Raw genomic sequence first — 22858 nt, 5'->3', positions numbered from 1 at the left:
ATATCGATATGATAACTATTATCAATTATCGAAGGATGTTACATCAAGAAATGTTTATTGTTAATTCATTTTTACTTCTCTCACTAACATCGGATCGACAAGGGCATAGATTTGGTGATATGTGACTGTATCTTCTATCATTTTACTCAAATTTCGTGCGACATCTTCACGGGTCACTAAGCCATGAGCCTCTGCTTGTAGGCAAACAGCATTGCCGGTAGCTGGTTGGTCTATTAGGCCACCGGGTCGGACCAAGGTATAAATCAGTCCACTGGTCTGCAACCAACTCTCTGCTAGTGATTTTTCGCGCACCGCCTGACCAAAAGCGGCTCGGGCAGCGGGGGATAGCGTCGGCCAGCTATCACCGCAGCCAATGGACGTCACCAAAAGCATGCGCTTAATCCCTGTTTTCTCGGCAGTATCAATGATCAATCGGTTGCCCTGATAATCGGCGCTACGGCTGCCTAGCGTTGAGATGATTGCGGCTTCTGGCCCCGCTAACTGACAGGCTTCGAGTACACTGGCCGGATCGCAGGCATCACCACATACCACCGTCAGACCTTGGCTGCGTAGCGTTTCTGCTTGTTGTGGATTGCGGATCAATAACGTGACTGCACGGGGATTCGATGCGGCAGTGGCATGCTGATTAGCCAAGGAAAGCAGGTGTGCGCCGACACCATGGCCTGCGCCAAAGATCAACCAAGGCTTCATGGCACTTCCTCAGCCGTTTCAGCCGTGAGCTGTTGAGCCAATTGATGGAAGGCGGCAAGACCATCTGCACGCAGTTGGCGATGCTCATCGCGGCCAACATACACTTTCAGCATCACATCACCTTGCTGGTTAAAAAATTGCACAGATGCAGTTGCCATCCCCATAAATGGGCGTTCCAAGAGCGCAATAGCTTGGCAGTTTTGCGCCCGTAGATGACCACTAAGCCCCTGTTTTTCGCGCAGATTAAAATAGCCATGACGATGGAAACCGCTAGGCAGGGGGCCTTTGTGCTCCAAAATAATATCGGCGGTATGGACTAAGGTGGTGACATCTCCCCATTCGGTCATGCTGTCCCATACGCGGTCAAATTGGTCGGCATCAACCAGTACCCGCTCAGGTAACGCACGCACCACTTCAAGCGGGCTGACCTGATAATCCTGCGCGATTTGCTCCAGCGTGCCATCCGGTTGAGTGGCGAGGAATTCCGCGAGAGGCAGAGATGATTTGCTCATGAGTGATTTTCCGTAGTGATAAGTGAAGGGATAAGTTGTTGCAATGCCTGCATCATATTACTGGCCCAAAAACGGCCGCTGTCCGTCAGTCGCAAGCAGAAGCTGTTGTCTTTTAGCAGGTTGTTTTGATGCCACTGTGCGACCAATGGCATTAGCGGATAAGGGTTAGCCACCAGTTCGCTCAGATCTAAACGACCAATTTCAATGCCACTTTGTAATTTGGCGCGCCACGGATGCTCACCGCTGGCCTGTGTCATCATCATCAATGGTTTTTGTCCGCTATCGATTAATCGATAGTAGTTATCCAGACTACGGTGCTGCATGTACGCGTGCCCTTGCAGAGAACCACCGGCACCGCTGCCAAGCGCAAGGCAATCAGCCCCTTGCTTGATCAACAGATTGTACAGATTACGCTCACGGGTAGTGCGCGCCCAATGGCTGTTGCTTAGTTGATGCCAACCCGCCTGCGCGAGGCTATCGGCACCGCTACAGTAAAAGTCACACTGCTGTGCCAGTGTCGGTAACTCAATGCGATTATTTTCCACCGATTTCGCCAATGGTGTGGTCGGTAGCAGATTCAGGGCATACAGATCGACACCATCGAGCGGCAATTGGCGCACGATAGCTAAATCTTCATGCCAAGTTTCGGGTGTTTGATGAGGAAGGCCAAACATCAGATCACACACCACGGCAGCGCGATCACGGTTTGCCAAATTAGTGAGAAAACGGATCGCCTGATCGCGATCAGCCTTACGGCCCATACGCTGGCGAATACGGGTATTGAAGGTTTGAATGCCCACAGAGAAACGGTTAGCACCGGCCTCTAAACAAGCATCGATCCGTTCATCATCAAAATTGAAAATACGGCCTTCGACGGTTATCTCGCAATCCGGTGCCAGTGGCAACGTTTTACGTAACTCACTGATGATGCGATGTAACTGTTGCGCGGAAAGCGCACTGGGTGTTCCTCCGCCGAAGTAGACGGCATGAATCGGCCCCCCTTGCAGCAGTGGACTATTTGCTTCCATGCTCAATTCACGTAGCAAGTAATCGGTATAGCGCGCGGTACTGTCGGATTGGAGAGGATTTTGGTAGAAGCCGCAGAAGGTGCAATGAGTGGCACAAAAGGGAATGTGTAAATATAGCAAACGCTTATTGGGAGGGAGTGCCTTCTGTAATAGCGTTTGCCAACTATCCTGAAGCGATTCAGGAGGCAGTGGCCGGCTGTCGCGCCAAGGCATTGTCGCCCAGCGTTTGGGAAACGGCAGTAACCCAGGTTGGGCGTGATAGGGGACCAGATCAATATTCATAGTAAGTCCGTTAATCTATAGATGCGAAATTAAATGATAATCATAATCACTCAATCAATAGCTAAAGTGATATATGTTGATCTAAGTCAGAAAAAAAGAGTGAAAAGTGTTCAGGTTGGGATCAGTGCGATAAAAAGCTAACGTCATTTGACCGACGTTAGCCTATGTTGCAGATTAAAAAGGGGATATTGGCTTACTGCTGTTTTGCTGCCCACCAAGAAAGTAAACGCAAGCAAGACGAGTAATAATCTTCTTCTGGCAGCAACGTGGTGGTCAATTGGCCCAGATCACCGAAGGTCAAATCGCGTATTGCCAGCATGCCAGGTGTGAGTGAGTATTCGGCCGTGGCACCCGTCACGACATTGACCCAAGCGGGTGTTTTCAACCGTGCAAACCCTTGCCAGTAGCGAGTAAAGGGTGATAACGCGCTTTGATTTTTAGCTCCCCAACTGAGATAGAGTGGGATACGCACAGCATCAAAACTGAAGCGAGCTGGCCAGCCATTTGCTGGGGCAAAGCTGCCGTCTGAGCGCAATGAAACCCAATCTGTCGGGAGTCCTACTTTCCCGAGCTTCATCGCCGATAGCTGTTTTATCGCGTCATTATTCAAGTCTTGCCATATTTTTAAATGGCTATATTGGAAGAATGCCTGCCAAGCTGGAAAGATATAATAAGATGGGTTAACAACCACATAACTCGTATGGTTAAAACTGTTCGCGCCTGGCAACATAACATGATAGCCGGCAAAGTTAATAACGGTATGCTTAAGAATGGCACTCTGGATTTTATTCGACTGATTAATGTAGTCGCTATTTTTCCATTTATCACCAGCAAGTAATAATGCCCAAGCAATAAGCACATCACCATCTGTCGCGTTATTTTTATCCGCGACTTTTACTTTGGCATTGGGTTCATATCGCCATGAGAATAGACCGTTTTCCTCATTGTAGAGCGTCTTATTTGTCCAACCCAATAATGAATCAAATGTCGGCTTATCATCATTAAATACGGCAAATAACATGCCAAAACCTTGCCCTTCGGTATGGCTAACATCATGGTTGCCGGTATCAACAATACGGCCATCAGGCTTAAGAAAACGACTTTTGAATTGCTCCCAACCCGGGTCTTGTGCCTGTACACCCGTTGAAAAAAGTAAACCGAATAACATACAGGCAGTAAAAACAAGACGCGTTGTTTTCTTGATTAGCATGATTTTCCTTAAATACCGCGTTTGTAGCGGAATACCAATGGACCCTCGATTTCATTATCGAGCCATCGGGCATTAACTTCAGGGTCACCTCCTTGTTGATTTAACCACGCGCCATAAATACCCGCTAAAAATGCGGCAAAGGCACTTTTCCATTGTTTTTGTTCGCCAGCGTTATCGGTATTTGGCCACGCACTGTGCGTTAATCTTATCTCTTGTTCATTGGCATCGATATGCACAAATCCCCAGTGATAGTTGGCCCATAAGCGGTTGATATTATCTTCAAGCTCTCCCACGGTGTGGCTCATGGGCAATGGCTGTTGCTGCGCCAGATTCGCGCCCATGCTGTGCAAGAAAGCGCGAGCATCGGCATTTTCAGCGTTGGCCTGAATGCCTAAGAATAGGACTTGTACCACATTTTGCCACCCTGATTGATGCTGGTGTTGGCGGTAATAATCCAGTTGTTGTGAAAGATCGTTATTCTCTTGCATGGTTATTTCCCATCCAACAAGTATCTGAAATAAATTAATGCAGTGGTTTCGGAGTAGTCACCAAAAGTATCGTAGCCAACTTGCCCCCCAATCTGCATATTTTTCTGTAAGTTATAACTGCCATCCGCTTTGAAGTTATACCCAATGCCATTCTTGCTTTGCGCAGCGTAACTGGATTCAGTGCTATAACCATCGCGCACATATTGCTCAAGTTGCGCTTGCAGTGCTGGATTATTGGGGAAGTATTTACTCTCATCTTGAGAATAGGATTGATACCCCACAGCACCGCCCAATTTATAATTCCAGTTACCATAATGCTGGCTATATTCCACTGGGAAAGAGACGCTGACATAATCTTGTGGGCTGAAATAGCCCCCCTGACCAAAGCTGAAGTAGCTGAGGTTTTTGGAGAAGTTCATGTAGCTGATGTTTACGCCCGTTTTTAATTCGCGATCGTCATAGCGATAAGGGCGAATATAAGCACCGACCGAGGACGTAATCGCGTTGTTGCTCTTAACATTGTCCCCGAGATAACTGTAATAATTGACGCCCGCGTAAAGACCCGCATCGCCATCATCATAGCTGAGGTTTAACCCGCCGCCATTTTTAGTGACAGCCCCCCATTTTTGGCCGCTAATTCGGTCTGTCGCTCCCACATAAGACAGCAAGCTGTCGATCACTGGGCGGCGTTCTGCCGTCATGGCTAGTTTGGCGTATTGCCCCAGTTTCGGTGCCCACTGTAAGCCACCAATCAGAGAGCTCATATCTTGCCCCAATGGGGTGGTGCCGATATCTGCTTTATAGTCTTCACCGGCCAGCGCCAGTGCTAATTCAACACCAGATTCCTGCTGCGATCCCGGCGAGTCAGCGGTAAAGTCATTTGGGCTAAAGGTCTGAGCGGTGATCCTATTACTCTCTGCCAGCTGCCTAGCGATATTTGCATTACTTTCTGCCAGTAGGGCTGCATCACAAGCCGCTCCCGCAGTTTGGCATGCAAGCTGCCTTGCGGCCTGTAAGGGGATTAAGGCTGCGGTAGCATCTGCCAAGACTTGGTCTGAAGCTGCAGCTGCCAGCGCCGATGTTTCAGTGGCATTTTTAACTTCCAACCCTTGTTGCAACGCCCCAGTACCAAAACGATTACTGCCCGTGCCGGAGGTTGAACCGGCATTGAGCGAAACAGGCGTCACGGTAAAACTTAAGCGCGAGGTATCAAACGGCACACCGGCAAAGGTTAACGGCGCTTTTGCCTCGGTCAATTCACTTAGCCCCGATTCACCATCGCGGCTACGAATACTGATATTGCCCTGCGCCCAACTGGCGGTTTTATCCTGCAAGCTGTCCAACATTTGATCAACTTGTTTCAGCGTGCCATTCTGCGCCACGCTGGCGGTCGCCGCGAGATTATTGACCCCACCGGCTACGACGCCATCACCTGCGGCATTTTGCCACGGTAATACGGCACCATAGAGAGAACCGGTGCGAGCTTGAGTACGCGTGGTTTGGTTAATAAACGGGTTATCGGCGAGCTGTAAGCCGGCAATATTGGCCCCACTGACGCTATCAGCACCTTCCAACCCAATCATTTTCCCTTTGGCTGAACGCAATAGGGCCAGTGCCTGTTCGTGATCGCCTTCAGCTTCCGCCACGCGAGCCGCCAGCAATAACCGTTCCGGTGTTCTCGGGCCACGCATGCCTAACATTAATTGGCGGGCGCTCTGCACATCGCCCTTCGCCAATGCCACGTTAACGGCACCGACGCGCGCGCCTTCATTTGTCGGGTCACGTTTTAATAGGTAAGCATACACTTTGCCCGCTTCATCATTCATTTTGCCGGATTGATAAAGACGGCCCATTGCCAGCATCAGATCAATATTTTGTGGATCGTTTTGCAGCGCCACGATCAACTTGTCATACGCCGCCGCATATTGGCCCTGTTCGCGTAGTGCATCTGCCTGATTGATGGTGGTTCCCATCCGTAACCGGCTGATTTCAATCGGTGAAGTGCTGCTTTGAATCGCGGGGTTACTCAGTAAGGCTTCCGCTTCTTGCGTCAAGCCCGATTGCGTCAGCACACTGATTTGTGCCGCGTAATCACCGGCTTTGCCATGAATACCGTTACTGATATTTTTACGCACCAAATTCACCGCCGTCGTGCTATCACCCGCGGCCATCAAATCTTTCGCCAAATTGCCGACATCAGAAGGGGCTGATGGGGGGTTTTGTGCCAGCCCACGCAGAATAATGGCAGCATTCGCTGAATCGCCATTGGCCAGATACGCATCTGCGGTCGCCATTTTTTGGTTGAACTCGATGCGATCACTGAGCGCGCGGATCTCTTTGGTTTGGCGGGCTGGTGGGATTTGGCTCAACAACGTATGGCTGGTGGACCAATCCTTATTTTCAGCCGCAAACAGCGCGGCGGCATATAAGTTATCTGCGGGTGCACCTGGCGTAGCCGCTTCTGCCATCAAACTTTGCGCCTGAGCGGCATTACCCTGCTGTTGCAGAATTCTTGCCATATCCAGACGAACCCAGATATTGGATGGCTGTTTTGCCAGCGCCTGTTGCAGCAGATTTAATGCGCCTTGAGGGTCATTGCGCTGTAGGGCCAATGCCGCTTCACGGCGAATAGGATCAACATTAATGCCCGCTGGCGCAGCGGCCGGTCGAAGGTTACTCGGCACGGTTTGCAAGACTTGCTGCGCTTGCGCATCTTGCTTTTGTTGCTGCAAGACATAATACAAACCCAGTTTTGCATCATTATTTTGCGGATTCTGCGCCAAAATATTGCGATACGCTTGCTCTGTGCCGCTTAAATCACCTTTGCGGCGTAATAAGTCAGCTCGGAACAGGGCCACGGCGGTGCCTTTATCGCCAGTGGCTTGCGCTAGTGGGGCGCTCAACGCTAATGCACTATCAATATTCCCGCTCGCCAGGGCTTTCTTGGCTTTATCCAACTCGCCATAGAAATGCGCATCTTGCGCTTGTGCGGCCAGTTGTGCGCTATTCGCACCACCCTGTTTTGCCGCCTGATTTAAGTAGTTTTCTGCACTGGCAAAATCCCCACTGCGTAATGCAATAAAACCTAAGCCCGCCAGTGCATCACCATCGTTAGGGTTGATCGCCAAAACAGATTCGAACTGGGTTTTTGCACTGGCTAAATCACCGCTATTCAGTTGGCTATAGCCTTGGCCTTTCGCTGCTCCACCAATGTTTTTCTTATAATAATCAGCCAAAACCTGATCATCAGGATGGCGCTGCTGATAAGCCTGATACAACCGCTCATCAGCAGGTTGCGGTGTTATCCAGAGCAATGCTTGGCGCAATGCGGCATCAGCCTCACGGTTACTTGCCGCCATGCTCTCGAGCATCGCGATACCATCACGGCGTGTTGCTTGCTGGTAGGTCAATGCCTTCCCCAACGCCACGCGCGCAGCAGTGTCATTAGGGAGTTGCGCCACCCGCTGCTGTAAGCCCGAAATAGCCATTGGCAAAGTGGCTGGATCGCCTGCCATGGTTAAATAGTATTCGACGGCCAAATTATCCAGCGGCTTATTACCGTTAAATACATTTTGATAGCTTTCAATGGCCTTGGGAATATTCCCCTGACTGGCAAACTGGCGTGCAGTCGCTAATTGGCTCGGCGAAATAGACTGCATGACTTTGGCATTGTCCAGCGACTGTAAGCGTGGGTCTTGCGGTGAGGCGGCTGTCAGTTTGTTACGCCATTCGAGCGCTTCATCTTTATTCCCGTTTTCAGAGGCATAAAGCGACATCAAATACAGTGCATCCACGTTGTTAGGATCCACCATCAAGATCTTCTGCAGCGCGCTCGTCGCCAGATCATTATGCGCTTTTTCATGCCAATAGGCGGCTTGGTCTAATAGTGCTTTTATCGCTGGTGTATTCTCCGCCGCTTGTACGAAAGCAGGAAGTGCAGCAAATCCGATGACCCCTGAGAGGTACAAGGCATTCATCATGGATGATTTCACTTTACTTGACTTCATATCGCCCCCGCTCGCAATAAAAAGGCCAGGCCATCAACAGTTTTATTATCATTTTTCAGGATCTTTACCTAAGCGTAATGCTGCTCGGCGTTTTAATAAGCCATACATACTCAAACCAATCATGGCTGAAACCAGTAGGGCGAGTAATGCCAGAATCACAATATGCTGGCTGGCATACCAAACAATCATTTGATACCAAGGTAATTCACCCCGCGGGAATTGTTCCCCGACACTAAAACTGCGCACGCCATTTTCATTGGTAATAATCGCCAAATCACCTCGAACGCCAGCGTTAACGGTTGATGACTTCAAATCGCCATGAATATTGACTAATTGGTCATCACCCGTTGCGGTTGCCATTACCACCACTTTTTGTGGATTCCAAGTGGAGCGGAAACTCAAGAAGCCACGCCAATTATCGGTAGAGGAGAGGTAGCGATCAGCCTCAACTTGCTGACGGAACCAAAATCCAGTGAGATAATCGACAACCTTTTCCACGGTTGATGGCGCTTTCACCGACAATATCCCGTTTTCTAAGTTGAATGACGTCCCAGTGAATAATGTTTGGATGAAATCTGCACGTTCTAACACCGACACCACTAAAATATCGTTGTCCGTAAAGAGTGAATCATCCCGAGCATTCGCCGGTATCCCCAGTTTGATTCTGACATTGATAATGGGTTTGCCCGTTGAATTACCGGCGCGAGCCGCTAAATCCAGTAAGGTGCGGACTTCGGTTTTATTGGGCTTTTCCGGCAAGATAATCAAGGTTTGCGAGAAATCAGCTAAACGGGTGAAGGGGAAAGATGCGCCAACAAAATAAGACAGATTCGGTAGCAAGGTAAAGTGATAAGTATGGCTAAGGTCAATATAAGAATCCGGTTCAATGCGGCTCTTAATATTGTTGTTATTTAATACATTACACGGCGTTCCCGCTTTGGGGTTGATCGCGAAATAGAACTCTAATTGGTTATCGCCATAAATCAAATAAGGGGCTAAACGGAGTGAGTAGCTTTCTTGGCGGGTATCGCCGCCCATCTTCCGCCACAGGGTTTCAACCAGCCCTTTTTTATTGACCGGCAAGTTATATAAGAACGTATCGTTAATTGATACGTTGAGCTGGGAGGTATTTTCATCAATCCAGTTCTCAATAGGGAACCGGTAGCCAATATGGATTGGAATGGTTTCGCCATCCCACATAAATAAATCAGGCGCCGCTCGGAATCCCACACGAATACCGTCATGGTAAATACCATTAGCGGTTAGCGCATCCAAGTTCGGCACTAATGACTTCAGCAGCACCGGATGTTCGGTATTAATCCAACGTGGGGCGTCATACGGCAAACTTTTAGGAATAGATTGCGGTTTAACCTCTAGGCTACTGACATCTTGTGGTAAGTCTTCTGATGTTAAACGCCAAACTGCTTGGCGTAGCTCTCCATCATTACGGCCAATCACCAATAATAACTTAGCCACTGGATTGATCGGGTTATCAATTAATTGCAGGCTAGGGCCATTACTCTCTGGCAGGATCAAGTCCCCGATATGTTCACCGGGCTTGCCAAATAGGATCCCATTCCCTTCAGGCAATGAATCAAACTGTACCGGGAAGTCGATATCACGGTAATTGGCTTGATAACCAAACCAAGAAGCAACACCAGCGGCGGCGGCAATGATATCTGCACGAATATTAGCTGGGAATGCCATGGCGACTTTCGTTTCTTTCATTTGCATGATGTCAAAGAATGGTCGTGGCAATATGCCTAGATTCCTACCGAGATTCAGTTGTTGTCCTTCTAAATGAATACTCGAGGTCGGTAAAATACTCACCCAGAATTTATTTAATTGGTCGGTTTCACACTGCAATGCATTGTTGTCACCGGTAATGCTCATACTCAGATTATTGGTCGCAACGATCATCGCTGCGGGAACATCCACTTGATATACCGCACTTTTATCGCTGGATTGATTTAGGGGTATCGCACCCAGCGGTTGTCCATTCAGCATTAACTGCAAATTGTAATTTTTGCTCGCTAACTCTGGCGATATTTTTAGTGCCAACGATAGCTTGGCGTTGGTGATGACCAAGTCATTAGGCAATGTGAAGACGATACCGGATTGTAATTGGCCCCCACTTAATAACAGGCCGTTGGGTTGCCCCATGTCTTTCACTGTAATATTGGTATTGACGAGCGCATTGTATGACGCTGGACGTGTTACCAAGGTGGACGTCCCTGTGTTAGGGGCCGCTATCGCCGCGTCTGGCGGTAAGCTATTTTCCGGCGCACTGACGGGCGCAGGATAGCTCTCTGATGGGAGTGCTGTCTCACCAGAGCCCATGCCACCTGCCGCGGAGCTCTCTCCCTGCGGCCGAGGCAATAATGGGAAGTCGCCCTCAGTCACGGCATCAGTCGTTTGTTGTCCTGCGCTTGAAACTGTATCGGCTGCAAATCCACTGACCGGCATGAACATCAAAGAGCCAGAGACCATCACAGCGGCAAACCAAACTGACGGCAATAGTTTGCTCAATATCACCTTCATGCCTCATTTCCTTTTTTCAGCAGAACAAGGTCTTTCTTTCTGGCACGACGCTCTTTCAACGGCAGATAGAAGAGTTCAAACGCACAGCGAATAATACTGGCCAGTGAATGTAATGGTCGATCTTGAGGGTGCGGCTCTGTAATCCATGCATCCGCCCTCGCGAGGACAATTCGGACCAATTCACGGCGTTTATTCAGGGGGATTTCACCAAACATTAACCGGATTGCATCAGGCTCCACATTAATCAGGCTAACCGGAAGGCTGACCACACCGCGGTGCAATGATAATTCCACCTCTTCGATTCCTTCAGTGGGGTAATTGCCCTCGTTGATGGCGAGACGAACGCCGCCCATCGACAGGTCAATGGTGTGCGTGCGCAGTGAGACGCCATTGCTATAGTGAATAATGGCTGGCACTTGTACATCAATACGGATCGTTTTACGTGTCTGTTTCGATTCTCGCGCAACAGAAATCGCGGCGAGTAACAGGATCACGCTGAAACTTGCCCACGCGACGTTGAGCGCAATAACGTTCGGATTCACGCCAAAATATTCTGGCAATGCCAGTCTGACTAAGCCCCATGCAATACCTAGGAACATCAGAATGACGGCGATAATATGAGGGCGAACGATATTAAAATCGAAGAAACTCTTATTAAGCAGATCGCCTTTATCCGTCACGTTAAATTTGCCACGTTTAGGTGAAATCATCGTAATAATGGTTGGGATCACCAAATGGAATGCCATCACTGTCTCATAAACCTCACCCCAGAATGAGTAGCGGAAACGTCCGTTACTGCGGGAGTTGATAGCAAGTGACATAATTAAGTGGGGCAGTACGTAGGCGAAAATTAACTCCGCCGAAGAGGCAATAATACTTTGGTTAAACAGCAGGTAACCTAATGGTGCGAGTAAGAATATGACGCGCGGTAAACCAAACTGGTAGTAGATCATGGCGTTGAGGTAACACAATCTTTGAGGCAGCGTGAGTCCACGGCCCAGCAGCGGATTATCCACTCGGAAGATCTGTGTCATGCCACGCGCCCAGCGCGTTCGCTGGATGATATGTAAGGCTAAACGCTCCGTCGCTAAACCTGCCGCTAATGGAATAGCAATAAAGGCAGAGTTCCAGCCTAAACGTTGTAGTTTCAAGGCAGTATGTGAATCTTCGGTCACTGTTTCAACGGCAAAACCACCAATTTCATCCAAGGCACTGCGGCGAATGACCGCACACGAGCCACAGAAAAATGCGGCGTTCCAGTTATCGTTGCCTTGCTGAATGGGGCCATAAAATAGTTCACCTTCATTGGGCACATTACGACCAGTCGAAAGATTACGCTCAAAGGGGTCAGGAGAATAAAAGTAATGGGGAGTTTGTAGCAACGCTAAGCGTTTATCCGTCAGGAAACCGCCAACGGTGGCTTGTAAAAAGCCTCGTGTGGTCACGTGGTCGCAGTCAAACACGCAAATGAGTTCACCATGGGTGATTTTCATCGCATGGTTAAGGTTACCGGCTTTGGCATGGCGGTTATCGTTACGCGTGATATAGCCCACCCCCGCATCGGCAGCAAATACCGCAAACTCCGTTCTTTTACCGTCATCCAAAACATATATTTTTAGTTTTTCTTTTGGATAATCAAGACACTGAGCTGCAAGTATCGTGTCTTTTACAACATCAAGACTTTCATTGTAGGTCGGGATGTAAACATCCACGGTTGGCCATAAATCGGTGTTATCGGGCAGTGGTTCAATGGGTCTTTTCAGCGGCCAAATAGTCTGGAAATAGCTTAGCGACAGGATCACCCAGATATAGAGTTCTGCTGTATACAGCAGAATACCTAAGATGGTTTCGGTTACTGAGCCAAAGTGCAGTGTTTCCGTGGTTCGCCAATAGATATATCGAGATGACATCAAAAACGACAATACCGTCATTACAATCGTGACTTTTCTACTTTTGCTAAAACCAAGTAGGAAGAAGACAACAATGCTGAATATCCCAAAAATATACTGCTTATTACTGTCCATCGGTGTCACGATGACCAAGATAATAATGGGTAATAACAGCAACAGCAGAAGATAAAATTGAATTTTCTTCATATCGAATTCAGCCACTAATTATATATGTCATGTTTAGGCGTTGAGTAAACTTCACCCCCACCGATTTTTATTCCCAAAATGGCGGCAACCTTTTTACTGATGAGCTCAATATCAAAGGCGGCGGCTGATACGGGACTGAAATCAATAATAGAGCGCTGCGATGCGTTGGCTTCTGGGACGCACTCATCCCGATGAATCATCCCGAGCAATTTATCGCCTAAGCGTTGTTCAAAGAATTGCGAAACATCATGGTTAATTTGGCGACGATTATCCGTTTGATTCACCACGAAATAAGTGCCTTCTTTATTTTCAAACGGGGCACCGATGAGCTTACCTTTCTCGACTTGCGGCAATAATGATAAGGAGGCAGTATCCGCCAGCATGACCACCAAATGCATATCGGCAAGCCCTTGCATGGCTTTGAGTGCTGGACTTGGCCCTGGGGGGAAATCAGCAATCACCACTAATCCGGGATAATTCAGCACTGAGTGCAATCCGCGTTGTAAAAAGTGGGGGTCAACAACAAGTTCGTGTTCAAAAGCCAGCCGCTTATCTTCGTCGACATCACCATAAGGTAGGACAAAGGTATTCGTGCCTGCTTTAAGAATGAATTGGCTCCAATCAGAGGCATGATCTGATTCAGAGACATAGCCACGCTCGTCTGATAGCGGCACGCCGAAGTGTAAACGCAGGGCGTTTTGCACATCGAAATCAATGACTAAAACCTTGCTACCACTACGTGCCAGTGAATGCGCCAAATTGGCTGCAAAAGTTGTTTTACCCACTCCACCTTTCGGTGAACAAATACAAACTAACGACATAAGGCGATGCTCTCTAGCAGAGATTGTAAAGGAATATCCCGTGAGGACTCGGCAAAATCAGCCTGACGCGTTTGAGGCTCTTTGGGTGAAAAAATATGTTTAAACTCAGTCTTATGACCTGAACCAAACTTATCAAATGGGGAGGATGAAATAGGTGGAGCAGGTTCGACTTTAGCAACAGGTTGAGTGGCTGTTGGTTGTTCGGTAATCGATCTGGATGCCGTGACTTGCGCAGTAGGTGGCGCAGGAAATAGCGATTGCATTATCGCAGGCCGTGTTGTTGTTTTGGGATGTTGTAAAACATCGATTTTAGCTGGCTGCGTTTCACTCATCATCTTGAGTGAATTAGGTTCGGCAAACTCAGAGGCAGAAACAGGTTGAGGTGTCGGCTGCGTCGTCCGACCATTCTCCAACAGTGAATTGTTCTCTTGCGAAGACATCTGCTTGATTAGCGCCCACGCAGATCCGCCGTTGTTGGATTCACCTTCAGATATTTCTTTATAGTTAATGCCTTGCATGTCAATTTTATCTTTAAACTGCTTAATATCATCATATTTATTCATCAGTTCGCACCAGTTTGATACAAGACGTTTAAAATAAATCAGGCATTAGCCTATTTTTCGAATTACCCTCATAAAAATCTCACATTAGCAAAAATAGTTCTATAGCTTGATGATTATAATCGGCTTAATTCAAGGTAATAACATAAATATAGGGCGCTATCTCAAATTGTGTATAGCGAAACGTCAGGTCATTTCGAATGTTGTTGTGCTGGTCGTCTGATTGTGTAGCGTTTTGTTTACGCTATTGGCTACTTGTGGGCGTCATTGCATTGCGGCAGGGCATACGTTATGGCGCTCTTTTGGCAAAACACCCCTGGTTTTTCAGTGGCTCATTTTGTGGCTATGGCGGTCTTGTTTAACCAATGACATGCTATGGGCAGAATCGGATGTTTCTCGAGTAAGCTGAAGCCTAAAGCTCATCTATTGATGTCAGCATGTAGCTTAATCGCTCCTAGCGAGGAGTTTCGTTCTTTGCTAAGAAAGATAATAAAGAGATGTTTATGGGAAGATATAGCAGCAGAGCATCTTTATACCCTTCCCAGTCGCCCTGAGTTTAGGATTCATTATATCTATCAAGATCCGCTCGATTATTATTTACCCTCTGATTCTTTCGCCTCTATGCTTATATTTTTTTGTTCTTTTATTGTTTTTATTTTGTTGTGTTTTATGGCTTTTGTCCTATCTGTGTGTGATTGAAATCCAAACTTAGAAATTAAACTCGTCATTTTTTGTTCAATTTCCTGAGGGTATATCTGCTGGTTTTACAAAGATATTCTTATACATAATACCAATAATGATAATTGCTGCGACCCATATATCTGTTGATGTCAATGATTGTGGTTTTATATTCTTTTTATTTGTATTTTTTAGGTGTTTAGATCCGATAATTTACTATTTGACAGGATAATTAATCGTAATGTATCTTCTGCATAGTTTGATTTTTGTTATATGCCAATAAGCGGATCCTGTTGATTTAATCGCTATTGTTTTTGGTTTTGATAAAGGAGGCTGGGCCTGAGGGATTAATTGGATACGATTTAAGGGAGGGGTGTGTCGGGGCTATAAATATTATCTTCTTTGAGAAAATAATATGATAACGTCAGGGCGTTATTTTAGAATTCACTGTCCATTATTGGCCGGTTAGCCTTTTTATCGTTAATGTTAAGTCAAAGAAATAAAACTAATGTGATGGCAATGTATTTATTGTCAGGGATGAACACGCCTCATTTTTAGAAAGCCTGTTTAATTATTATTGAGGTTTTCCCTCGGTTGGTATTAAACGCTCGGTTGGTATTAAGAAAATAACACACGCCAATTAATTGCACCTCTATTAGAAATAGAAGGTGGTGGGTATTTCCTCCAGTTTGACGTCATGTAAAAAAATTATTAATGGGTCTCCGTGGCTTTAGGTGGGTATTGCCCTTCTTATGTGGCTTGAGAGGTCGTGCTCGCTCGATTAATCAAAGGAATTGAGTCAATGATAAAACCTTTCCGTCTTTCTGTTATTGCCTCATTACTTGCAGGAGGCGGCCTTTTTGCCTTGGGATTCCTCCCGACTGTCGGTCATGCTGACGCGACAGCAACCCGCATTTACACCGTGGAAAGTCGTACAAGCCTCTACCAACTCGCCCTACAAAGTGGTTTGCAGTTATCTGAACTGCGCCGTCTCAACCAGGGTAGCCTTGATCGGCGTGACACGCTGGAAGTCGGGGAGAGCCTGTTGCTTCCTACCGATTCCCCTGTGTTTCCCGTGGTGACATCTAACATTCTAGCCAGTGATCTACCTGAACTGGGGATGGGAAATGAACCGGTGTCACTGGCGGATACGGAGGCCATGAAAGTGGCCGGTGCTCTTAAGAGCGTGGGGGGACAGGATTGGAATAGTATGACCGGTGATCAGGCTAAGAACCAAGCGGGGGGATGGGCAAAAAATCAGTTGATTGCACCCTTGCAACAGCAGGCTCAGGACCTGCTAGGGAAATTTGGCCAGGCGCAGATTAGCATTGCGGTGGATGATCGAGGCGATTTTAGCAAAAGTACCTTCTCCTTGTTCACGCCTTGGTATGAGAACGATGCCATGGTGGCTTTCTCTCAAATCGGTGTTCATGACCAAGATAACCGGACCATTGGTAATTTCGGTGCGGGTCTGCGCTGGGATCAGGGCGACTGGCTTTATGGTTATAACGTCTTCCTTGATCAAGACTTCAGCCGCAGCCATAGCCGTCTGGGTCTTGGTGCGGAGTTGTGGAGCCAGTCTCTCAGACTGGGCACCAACTATTATCATCCGCTCACCGGCTGGAAAGATTCCAAAGATTTTGACGACTATCTGGAACGTCCGGCGAAGGGATTTGATATCCGGCTACAAGGCTATCTGCCTGCCTATCCGCATCTGGGCGCTTCAGTCGTGTACGAGCAGTACTACGGTGATGAAGTGGCGCTGTTCGGCAAAGAGAACCTGCAAAAAGATCCGCGTGCGGTCACATTGGGGCTGGATTATACCCCGTTCCCGCTGACCACACTGAAGGTCAGTCACAAAGAGGGTCAGCAGGGAAAGAGCGAAGCTCAGATTGACCTACAGATGAACTACCAGATTGGCACTCCGCTGAGCAAACAACTTGACCCAGACAATGTGGCCGCCATGCGGACGCTGCTGGGTAGCCGCTATGATCGAGTTGATCGTAACTACGATATTGTCTTGGAGTACAAGGAAAAATCGGGCCTGTTGATGCTGGATCTGGCGGCTGTTCCGGCCACCCTACTCGAGGGTGATGTCCACCTGATGCAACCGCTGGTCAACAATAAGTATCGGATTACTGGGGTGACCTGGCATGGAGACACGGTTCCTTTGTCTCTGCTAGCCACTGCCGGTGCTGATAATCCGCAGGGCTGGCAAATTACGCTGCCCGCATGGGATCCAACGCCAACGGCAGCAAACCGTTATCAACTCTCTCTCACCGTCATGGATGAGAAGGGCCGTCAGGCCACCTCGAATCCAGTTGATATTCTGGTCGGGCAACAACGGCAGGGGCGGTTGGTGCTGGAAAGTGCTGACAGCGTCCCCGCCTCCGGTCTGCCTGCCGATGCCATTATGCTGGCCGCTCATCTAGCAAACCATCAGGGACACCCCATCAATGACCCGCAACTTCAACCCGTGTGGCTGATAACCGACACCAACGGGAATTCGGTTCCTTGGGTTAACTCGGATGCCTCCTGTCCAGTGGATGCCCTCAATCTACCGCAGCCTTGTCTTCAGATGGCACGGACACAAACCGCAGTCCGCAGTGAGATCGATCACTTTGAAGCTGAACTGATCAGTACCCAACCGGGTACTTTCATGGTGCAAGCGGATCTGGGGGCGTATGGGGTGACGACAGCCCAGACCATCACCTTTACCCACAGTGCAACACAGGTAACACGCGCAGAAATCCACGATCCACACGGCTTGGATATCTTGACCAGTGGCGACAGCCCGAGGGTTGGGGTGACCTACACCGTGAAGCTGTTTGACGCAACCAATACGGATATCACAGCCAGCATTCCGGCAGCCGATGTGTATTGGGCGTTGGACGGAGCCAACACAGCAGGCTGCGCCATCACGTTGAACAACCATAACACGGGGGTCACAGGGTATCAGTTTACACCACGAATCAACGCCAACAGTAACAGTGGTGTGGCCTGCGGCGACCAAGGGTTTGCTTTGAAAGTGAATTGGTAATGCATAAGTCCCTCGATATGAGTCATGCCACATCAGGGTCGCCACTCAAGCATTTATCCTGGCCCGGTGCCAGACAGTGCAGCACAACAAACAGAGAAAAGGATAGCAATGAACAGGCACTTTACATCGAAAAAGCTCGCACTGGCGCTGGCCATCGCGGGATGTTCAATCAATTCGGTCTGGGCAGCCAGTACTCCGTCAACCGCATCAGTTCAGGGGAGTGCGCCGGAACTGAGAGCCCCCTCTAACAATACGCCCCAAGCTGTTGACCTGAGCAGCAGCTCGACAGACCCGATGACCACGGGGGACATCATTACGCTGACGTATAGCTACAGCGATGCCGACGGGGATGCGGATGCGTCAACTGCTCACGTGAGTTGGTACTACGTCAATGGAACGACAGAAACCCAGATTACGACCGGCATCGTGAATACACCGGCAACGGGGGGCTCGTTGGGGACCAGCGCCATGACCATCCCTGCCGCCGCTATTGGTGCCAGCAGGATAAAGGTGGTGATTCAGGAATACTCTGCGACAGGCGATCCCCTGAGTGGCAGCACCATTACGGTAGACGATACCAGCGTCGATGGTGGCGGCACGTTGACACCGCCGGGACCGATAGCGCCGGGAACTGATGTCGCGGGCGGTATCTTCTTAGCTTCTGATAATCCAACCGCGGGCAGTGGTGCGACGGACTATGCCCGTATCACCTCAGCCCATCCGCAAGTTGGGGCAACCTATGTGTTCCGCGCTTGGGATGACAGTAATGGTAATGGCGAGTGGGATGCGGGTGAAGCCAATTTGACGGCAACGCTAGGCAGCATTCAGTGGCAGTTAGACGGCAGCAATACGACAGCCAATGGCAGCAGTGCTGTCACAACATTAAATAATCACGTTATCCCAGGGGCCACTAGCGACACCTATACGGTACCGCTCAACAGCGCCTCCAGCTCTGGGGCCATCCCCGGCGATCAGGGCTTCACCTTGAAAGTAGATTTTAACTAAGGTCGCACGATTTTCAGGCCACCAAACCGACAAGGTGCCGAATACCGGCATCCTTACAGATGACTCACCAAGGAAGTAGACACGATGCACAGAACAAAGACGTTTACATTGAAAAAACTGGCGCTGGCGCTGGCGATAGCCGGTTACACCATGGGCAGTGCTTATGCGGTATTAACGGCCCCGACCGGCACTATCCAGGGGCGTGCGCCAGTTCTGAGTGCGATAACAAACAGCGCCGAGCATGCGGTAGATTTCGCCTACTCAGGAGGTCTAAAACTGATGGTCGGCGAGACGATTTTAATGACCTATATCTACCAGGATCAGGATGGTGATCTGGATGCCACCGGATCGTCAACGCATATCACGTGGTTCTCGACACCCGATGGTGGTACGACGCGTAATACCATCAGCACTGGGGTGACTCATAACTCGGCGACTTCTGTGGGGGGGGCCGGTGGTTCCAGTTTGGTGATCCCAGTATCGGCTGTGGGTGAAGTGATCGGGGTAGAGATTGTGGAATATTCCGCGTCAGGTGATCCCATCAGCGGGGAAACGATAACCGTGCTGGATACTAGCGTGGGCGGCGGGGGTACCGGTGTCACACCACCAGGACCGGTCCTGCCAAACCTGACCAGTGTGGTTCCTGGTATTTATGCAGCCAGTGATACTAGCTTTGCCACCAACTTGATTGGAACAGCCACCACGCTGAACGTGGGCGACAGCTACGTGTTTAAACTGTGGTTGGATGCAGATGGCGATGGTCAGCCGGATGGTACTGCCCCAGTTGATGATCATACTGGGGACTTTACCTACAACTGGCGTCTGGTTGGTACCAGTGCGACTGATAACGTCACTGCGCCGGCGGGGGGTATTGATACCACCGTCACTGATGCCAACTTCACCGTACCGACAAATACGACAGGTAAGCTGCTGACAACCTCTGACGATGGTGTACAGGGCTTCAACCTCGCGGTGGATTACAACTAATTTAGTGAACAGACCCCAACAATACGGGCAGGTTTGTCTACCCGTGTTGTTGGGGGGTAACGGTCAGCCATGACCGGGCCTGCCTAAGCACCTGTAGAGTCGGATGTTCAGGCAGGGCATGTTGATTGTTCAAAGAAATCCGGTTACCGAACATTAAGAATCAGGCTGCAGAAGAAAGACAGATGAAGGACACAGAGTGATGAGAGAGAGACAAATCCAACAGGGCCGTTGGCTGAAAGGAGCGGTACTGGCGCTGTCATTGGGACTGGTGATAAGCCCGACACTGGCAGTACTGAGTGATAATACCGGTCAGATACAGGGTCGGGCGCCTACCGCTTCGGGAGAGCTGCAGGTGCAATATCCGGACGGAACAGCATTGGGGAGGGGACTGATGAGACAGGGACAGATCCCCAACCAATTGACTGTTTTATCAACAACCACGAGTCTGACATTACAGGATGCAGATGGTGACTCCGGCCTGAGTGCACAAATTGACGACCAAGCCAGCATGCTGACGTGGACAAAGGGTGGGGCACCTCTCGCACCGATCCAATTAACAGTGCCGTTTGAGAATAATAATAATTTGTCGGGCAAGGTACTGGGCCTGGAAGCAAGTGCGCCGATGACGATCAGCAGTGTTACTGGGATTCCTCTCACTGCGGGTGCGCAATCTTACACCAGTAGATTCTCCGTTCTGATTCCTGCCTTCACGGATAAAGCAACAATAAGCAAAGAGCAAGTGTTTGCCGATGGTCAGGATTACGCTGAGGTGATTTATCGACTCGTTGATGGCAATGGACTCCCTGTGGCGGGGGTACAATTATCTTGGACTAAAAGAGGTAGTTGCACCTTACAACCATCAGGATTAACAACGGACGCTAACGGCGAGGCTCGTGTGCGGGTGACGAATCCAGTCGCTGGGAGTTGTACTTTTTCTTACAAATACTATGGCTCGGCGTTCGGTCAATATGAGTATTCGGATATCATCGGCTCTGAATTCATAGTCGTTTTTGTAAACGCGCCATGATGGGTCAAGTATTCAAAGTGGCCGGTATCCGTGATTCTGTACGGGCGTTAATGACCTGTAATAGCCTAATTTACACATTGAATACGAGACCTAAAAGCGCAGCTATCCAATGAAATAGCTGCGCTTTATATTTTCTTACTTTGAAAATAAAACCCTGTTATGAATTAAGTGAATGTCTTGGATTAAACGAATGTCCTGAATTAAATTAATGTTCTGCATTAAATGAATATTCTGCATTAAATGAATGTTATAAGTCCAATGACCGTTTCCACAGCAAGAAATCATACTGTTCCAATCTATCTGATTTCACCACGTAATCGCGGCTTGCTGTCTCAATAACCCGCTCAAACAGCGCTTGGCTAACTTCTGATAGTGGTGAACCGTCAATCACTGGCCCACAATCAAAATCGATAATATCTTTCAGCCGATTGGCAATTTCAGTATTGGTGGAAATTTTAAGCACAGGGACAATAGGGTTGCCGGTCGGTGTCCCGAGTCCCGTTGAGAAGATAACGACATTGCAGCCAGCGGCGACTAAACCGGTCACGGCAACGACATCATTACCCGGTGTACAGACAAGAGATAGGCCGGTGTCTGGCATGGGTTCAGCATAATCGCAAACGGCACTAATCGGGGCTCGGCCGCCTTTTTTAGCCGCGCCGGTCGATTTTATCGCATCGGTTATCAAGCCATCAGCAATATTGCCTGGGCTGGGGTTATCCGCTATCGAAGTATTAAAAAAGTTAGCCGTTTTCTCGTAACCGGCCATCAGGTTCAAGAATTTACGTTTATCTTCAGGATGGCGACAGCGCTTAACCATGTCGCCTTCTGCCCCACATAATTCAGGGAACTCAGCCAAGCCTGATGCACCGCCTAATGTGACGACCCAATCAGAAACCAACCCCATTGCGGGGTTACCTGAAATCCCTGAAAAACCATCGGATGCACCACACTTAACCCCGAGCTTGAGGTGTGATAACGGGACATCGACACGTGGAGTGGGTTGAACTTGATTCATGCACACAAAGGTTTCTTTTAATGCTGATTGCATCATCTGTTCTTCGTTTTCCCACTCTTGTTGCTTGAAATAGAGTGTGGGTTTATTGAACTGCGGATTACGTTTTTTGAGGGCATCTTTGAAATCGATAACTTGGGCTTTCTCGCAACCCAAACTAAATACCGTGATCCCAATGACATTCGGGTGGTCAGCATAAGCAGCCAAGACTTCACACATCGTCATACTGTCTGACGCTGCCCCGCCACAACCACTGCTCACTGTAATGCTGCGAACCCCCTCGATATGCGGTAACAATTTCTCTTTGACGTGCGGCGCATGCCCGCCGGCTAGACTCATGGCAAATTGCGTCAATGAATGGTTTGAGTAACCAAGGGCATCATTCAAAGCATCGGTCAATTTCGTCACATTGCGGTTTTCACAAAAGACCAGTGGGAACACCAGCCAATAATTCGCGGTACCGACGCGGCCATCATCGCGCAGATAACCTTTAAATGTGCGGCCAACATAGTCAGAAATATCAGGTTCTTGCCAGTGATATTGTTCATCGTTGAGTTGCACTGGCGCGGCGTAGTGCTTGATATTTTCAACCGTCACTGCCTCGCCTTTGGCAATCGGCTTCGTTGCTTTGCCGACTGGGGTGCCGTACATCGAGACAATGCCATCAATGGCGATGTCTTCAATCGAAAACTTATGCTTGGCTTTCACATCTGTCACTAGCGTGAAATGGTCATCACCCCAGTCAACCGTCTCACCTTTTTGCAGATTTTTCAGGGCCACAATCAAGTTATCACTTTCATCTATCTTCAGAATTTTTGACATGTGCTGCTTCCTTCTTCTTATGAGTGGA

15 protein-coding genes are annotated in these 22858 nt (G+C 48.8%); 4 read left to right on the top strand and 11 right to left on the bottom strand.

Annotated elements, in window-relative coordinates; translation table 11 throughout:
• Positions 1–60: 60 nt before the first annotated feature.
• From BN68_RS12025 to BN68_RS11980, 10 genes are all read right to left on the bottom strand, one after another.
• Complete coding sequence (locus BN68_RS12025) at positions 61–711, bottom strand: SDR family oxidoreductase (RefSeq protein WP_019211408.1); 651 nt, start codon at positions 709–711, stop codon at positions 61–63.
• A complete protein-coding gene (hutX, locus tag BN68_RS12020) occupies positions 708–1223 on the bottom strand; it encodes a heme utilization cystosolic carrier protein HutX (protein WP_019211407.1) in 516 nt (171 codons plus the stop codon). The genes BN68_RS12025 and hutX overlap by 4 nt, the downstream gene beginning before the upstream one ends.
• On the bottom strand, positions 1220–2533 hold the full coding sequence (gene hutW, locus BN68_RS12015; RefSeq protein WP_019211406.1) for a heme anaerobic degradation radical SAM methyltransferase ChuW/HutW: 1314 nt from the start codon (positions 2531–2533) through the stop codon (positions 1220–1222). Before hutW ends, hutX begins: the two co-directional genes overlap by 4 nt.
• A gap of 193 nt (positions 2534–2726) precedes the next feature.
• Positions 2727–3743 (bottom strand): glycosyl hydrolase family 8, encoded by a 1017-nt coding sequence (locus BN68_RS12010; protein WP_019211405.1) that lies wholly within the window; start codon positions 3741–3743, stop codon positions 2727–2729.
• Between the two features lie 8 nt (positions 3744–3751).
• Positions 3752–4231 (bottom strand): cellulose biosynthesis protein BcsD, encoded by a 480-nt coding sequence (gene bcsD / locus BN68_RS12005; protein WP_019211404.1) that lies wholly within the window; start codon positions 4229–4231, stop codon positions 3752–3754.
• A 2-nt stretch (positions 4232–4233) separates the two neighbouring features.
• Complete coding sequence (locus BN68_RS12000; protein WP_019211403.1) at positions 4234–8238, bottom strand: cellulose biosynthesis protein BcsC; 4005 nt, start codon at positions 8236–8238, stop codon at positions 4234–4236.
• Positions 8239–8286: 48 nt separating this feature from the next.
• On the bottom strand, positions 8287–10779 hold the full coding sequence (gene bcsB, locus BN68_RS11995) for a cellulose biosynthesis cyclic di-GMP-binding regulatory protein BcsB (RefSeq protein ID WP_019211402.1): 2493 nt from the start codon (positions 10777–10779) through the stop codon (positions 8287–8289).
• Positions 10776–12875 carry a UDP-forming cellulose synthase catalytic subunit gene (bcsA, locus tag BN68_RS11990; protein WP_072102600.1) on the bottom strand — a complete coding sequence of 700 codons (2100 nt, stop codon included), beginning with the start codon at positions 12873–12875 and terminating at the stop codon, positions 10776–10778. The genes bcsB and bcsA overlap by 4 nt, the downstream gene beginning before the upstream one ends.
• 14 nt (positions 12876–12889) lie before the next feature.
• Positions 12890–13696 (bottom strand): cellulose biosynthesis protein BcsQ, encoded by an 807-nt coding sequence (bcsQ, locus tag BN68_RS11985; protein WP_019211400.1) that lies wholly within the window; start codon positions 13694–13696, stop codon positions 12890–12892.
• Positions 13687–14259: a cellulose biosynthesis protein BcsO gene (locus BN68_RS11980; RefSeq protein ID WP_019211399.1), complete on the bottom strand. Its 573-nt coding sequence runs from the start codon at positions 14257–14259 to the stop codon at positions 13687–13689. Before BN68_RS11980 ends, bcsQ begins: the two co-directional genes overlap by 10 nt.
• 1477 nt (positions 14260–15736) lie before the next feature.
• Here BN68_RS11980 and BN68_RS11975 point away from each other — a divergent pair.
• From BN68_RS11975 to BN68_RS22935, 4 genes are all read left to right on the top strand, one after another.
• A complete protein-coding gene (locus tag BN68_RS11975) occupies positions 15737–17974 on the top strand; it encodes an inverse autotransporter beta domain-containing protein (protein WP_019211397.1) in 2238 nt (745 codons plus the stop codon).
• Between the two features lie 102 nt (positions 17975–18076).
• Positions 18077–18979: a SinI family autotransporter-associated protein gene (locus tag BN68_RS11970; protein ID WP_391592561.1), complete on the top strand. Its 903-nt coding sequence runs from the start codon at positions 18077–18079 to the stop codon at positions 18977–18979.
• A gap of 84 nt (positions 18980–19063) precedes the next feature.
• Entirely contained in the window at positions 19064–19966 is a 903-nt protein-coding gene (locus tag BN68_RS11965; protein ID WP_019211395.1) for a SinI family autotransporter-associated protein, read from the top strand.
• A gap of 199 nt (positions 19967–20165) precedes the next feature.
• Entirely contained in the window at positions 20166–20993 is an 828-nt protein-coding gene (locus BN68_RS22935; protein WP_019211394.1) for an Ig-like domain-containing protein, read from the top strand.
• Positions 20994–21240: 247 nt separating this feature from the next.
• Here BN68_RS22935 and BN68_RS11955 read toward each other — a convergent pair whose 3' ends face one another.
• A complete protein-coding gene (locus BN68_RS11955) occupies positions 21241–22830 on the bottom strand; it encodes a UxaA family hydrolase (RefSeq protein ID WP_019211393.1) in 1590 nt (529 codons plus the stop codon).
• Positions 22831–22858 lie beyond the last annotated feature (28 nt).

The sequence above is a fragment of the Yersinia massiliensis CCUG 53443 genome, assembly GCF_000312485.1.
In the GTDB taxonomy this organism is placed as follows: domain Bacteria; phylum Pseudomonadota; class Gammaproteobacteria; order Enterobacterales; family Enterobacteriaceae; genus Yersinia; species Yersinia massiliensis.
This window is presented reverse-complemented; position numbering and strand designations above follow the sequence as displayed.

Coding starts and splice junctions, on each gene's coding strand:
- BN68_RS12025 (WP_019211408.1), bottom strand. CDS start 711: ATGAAGCCTTGGTTGATCTTTGGCGCAGGCCATGGTGTCGGCGCACAC.
- hutX (WP_019211407.1), bottom strand. CDS start 1,223: ATGAGCAAATCATCTCTGCCTCTCGCGGAATTCCTCGCCACTCAACCG.
- hutW (WP_019211406.1), bottom strand. CDS start 2,533: ATGAATATTGATCTGGTCCCCTATCACGCCCAACCTGGGTTACTGCCG.
- BN68_RS12010 (WP_019211405.1), bottom strand. CDS start 3,743: ATGCTAATCAAGAAAACAACGCGTCTTGTTTTTACTGCCTGTATGTTA.
- bcsD (WP_019211404.1), bottom strand. CDS start 4,231: ATGCAAGAGAATAACGATCTTTCACAACAACTGGATTATTACCGCCAA.
- BN68_RS12000 (WP_019211403.1), bottom strand. CDS start 8,238: ATGAAGTCAAGTAAAGTGAAATCATCCATGATGAATGCCTTGTACCTC.
- bcsB (WP_019211402.1), bottom strand. CDS start 10,779: ATGAAGGTGATATTGAGCAAACTATTGCCGTCAGTTTGGTTTGCCGCT.
- bcsA (WP_072102600.1), bottom strand. CDS start 12,875: ATGAAGAAAATTCAATTTTATCTTCTGCTGTTGCTGTTATTACCCATT.
- bcsQ (WP_019211400.1), bottom strand. CDS start 13,696: ATGTCGTTAGTTTGTATTTGTTCACCGAAAGGTGGAGTGGGTAAAACA.
- BN68_RS11980 (WP_019211399.1), bottom strand. CDS start 14,259: ATGAATAAATATGATGATATTAAGCAGTTTAAAGATAAAATTGACATG.
- BN68_RS11975 (WP_019211397.1), top strand. CDS start 15,737: ATGATAAAACCTTTCCGTCTTTCTGTTATTGCCTCATTACTTGCAGGA.
- BN68_RS11965 (WP_019211395.1), top strand. CDS start 19,064: ATGCACAGAACAAAGACGTTTACATTGAAAAAACTGGCGCTGGCGCTG.
- BN68_RS22935 (WP_019211394.1), top strand. CDS start 20,166: ATGAGAGAGAGACAAATCCAACAGGGCCGTTGGCTGAAAGGAGCGGTA.
- BN68_RS11955 (WP_019211393.1), bottom strand. CDS start 22,830: ATGTCAAAAATTCTGAAGATAGATGAAAGTGATAACTTGATTGTGGCC.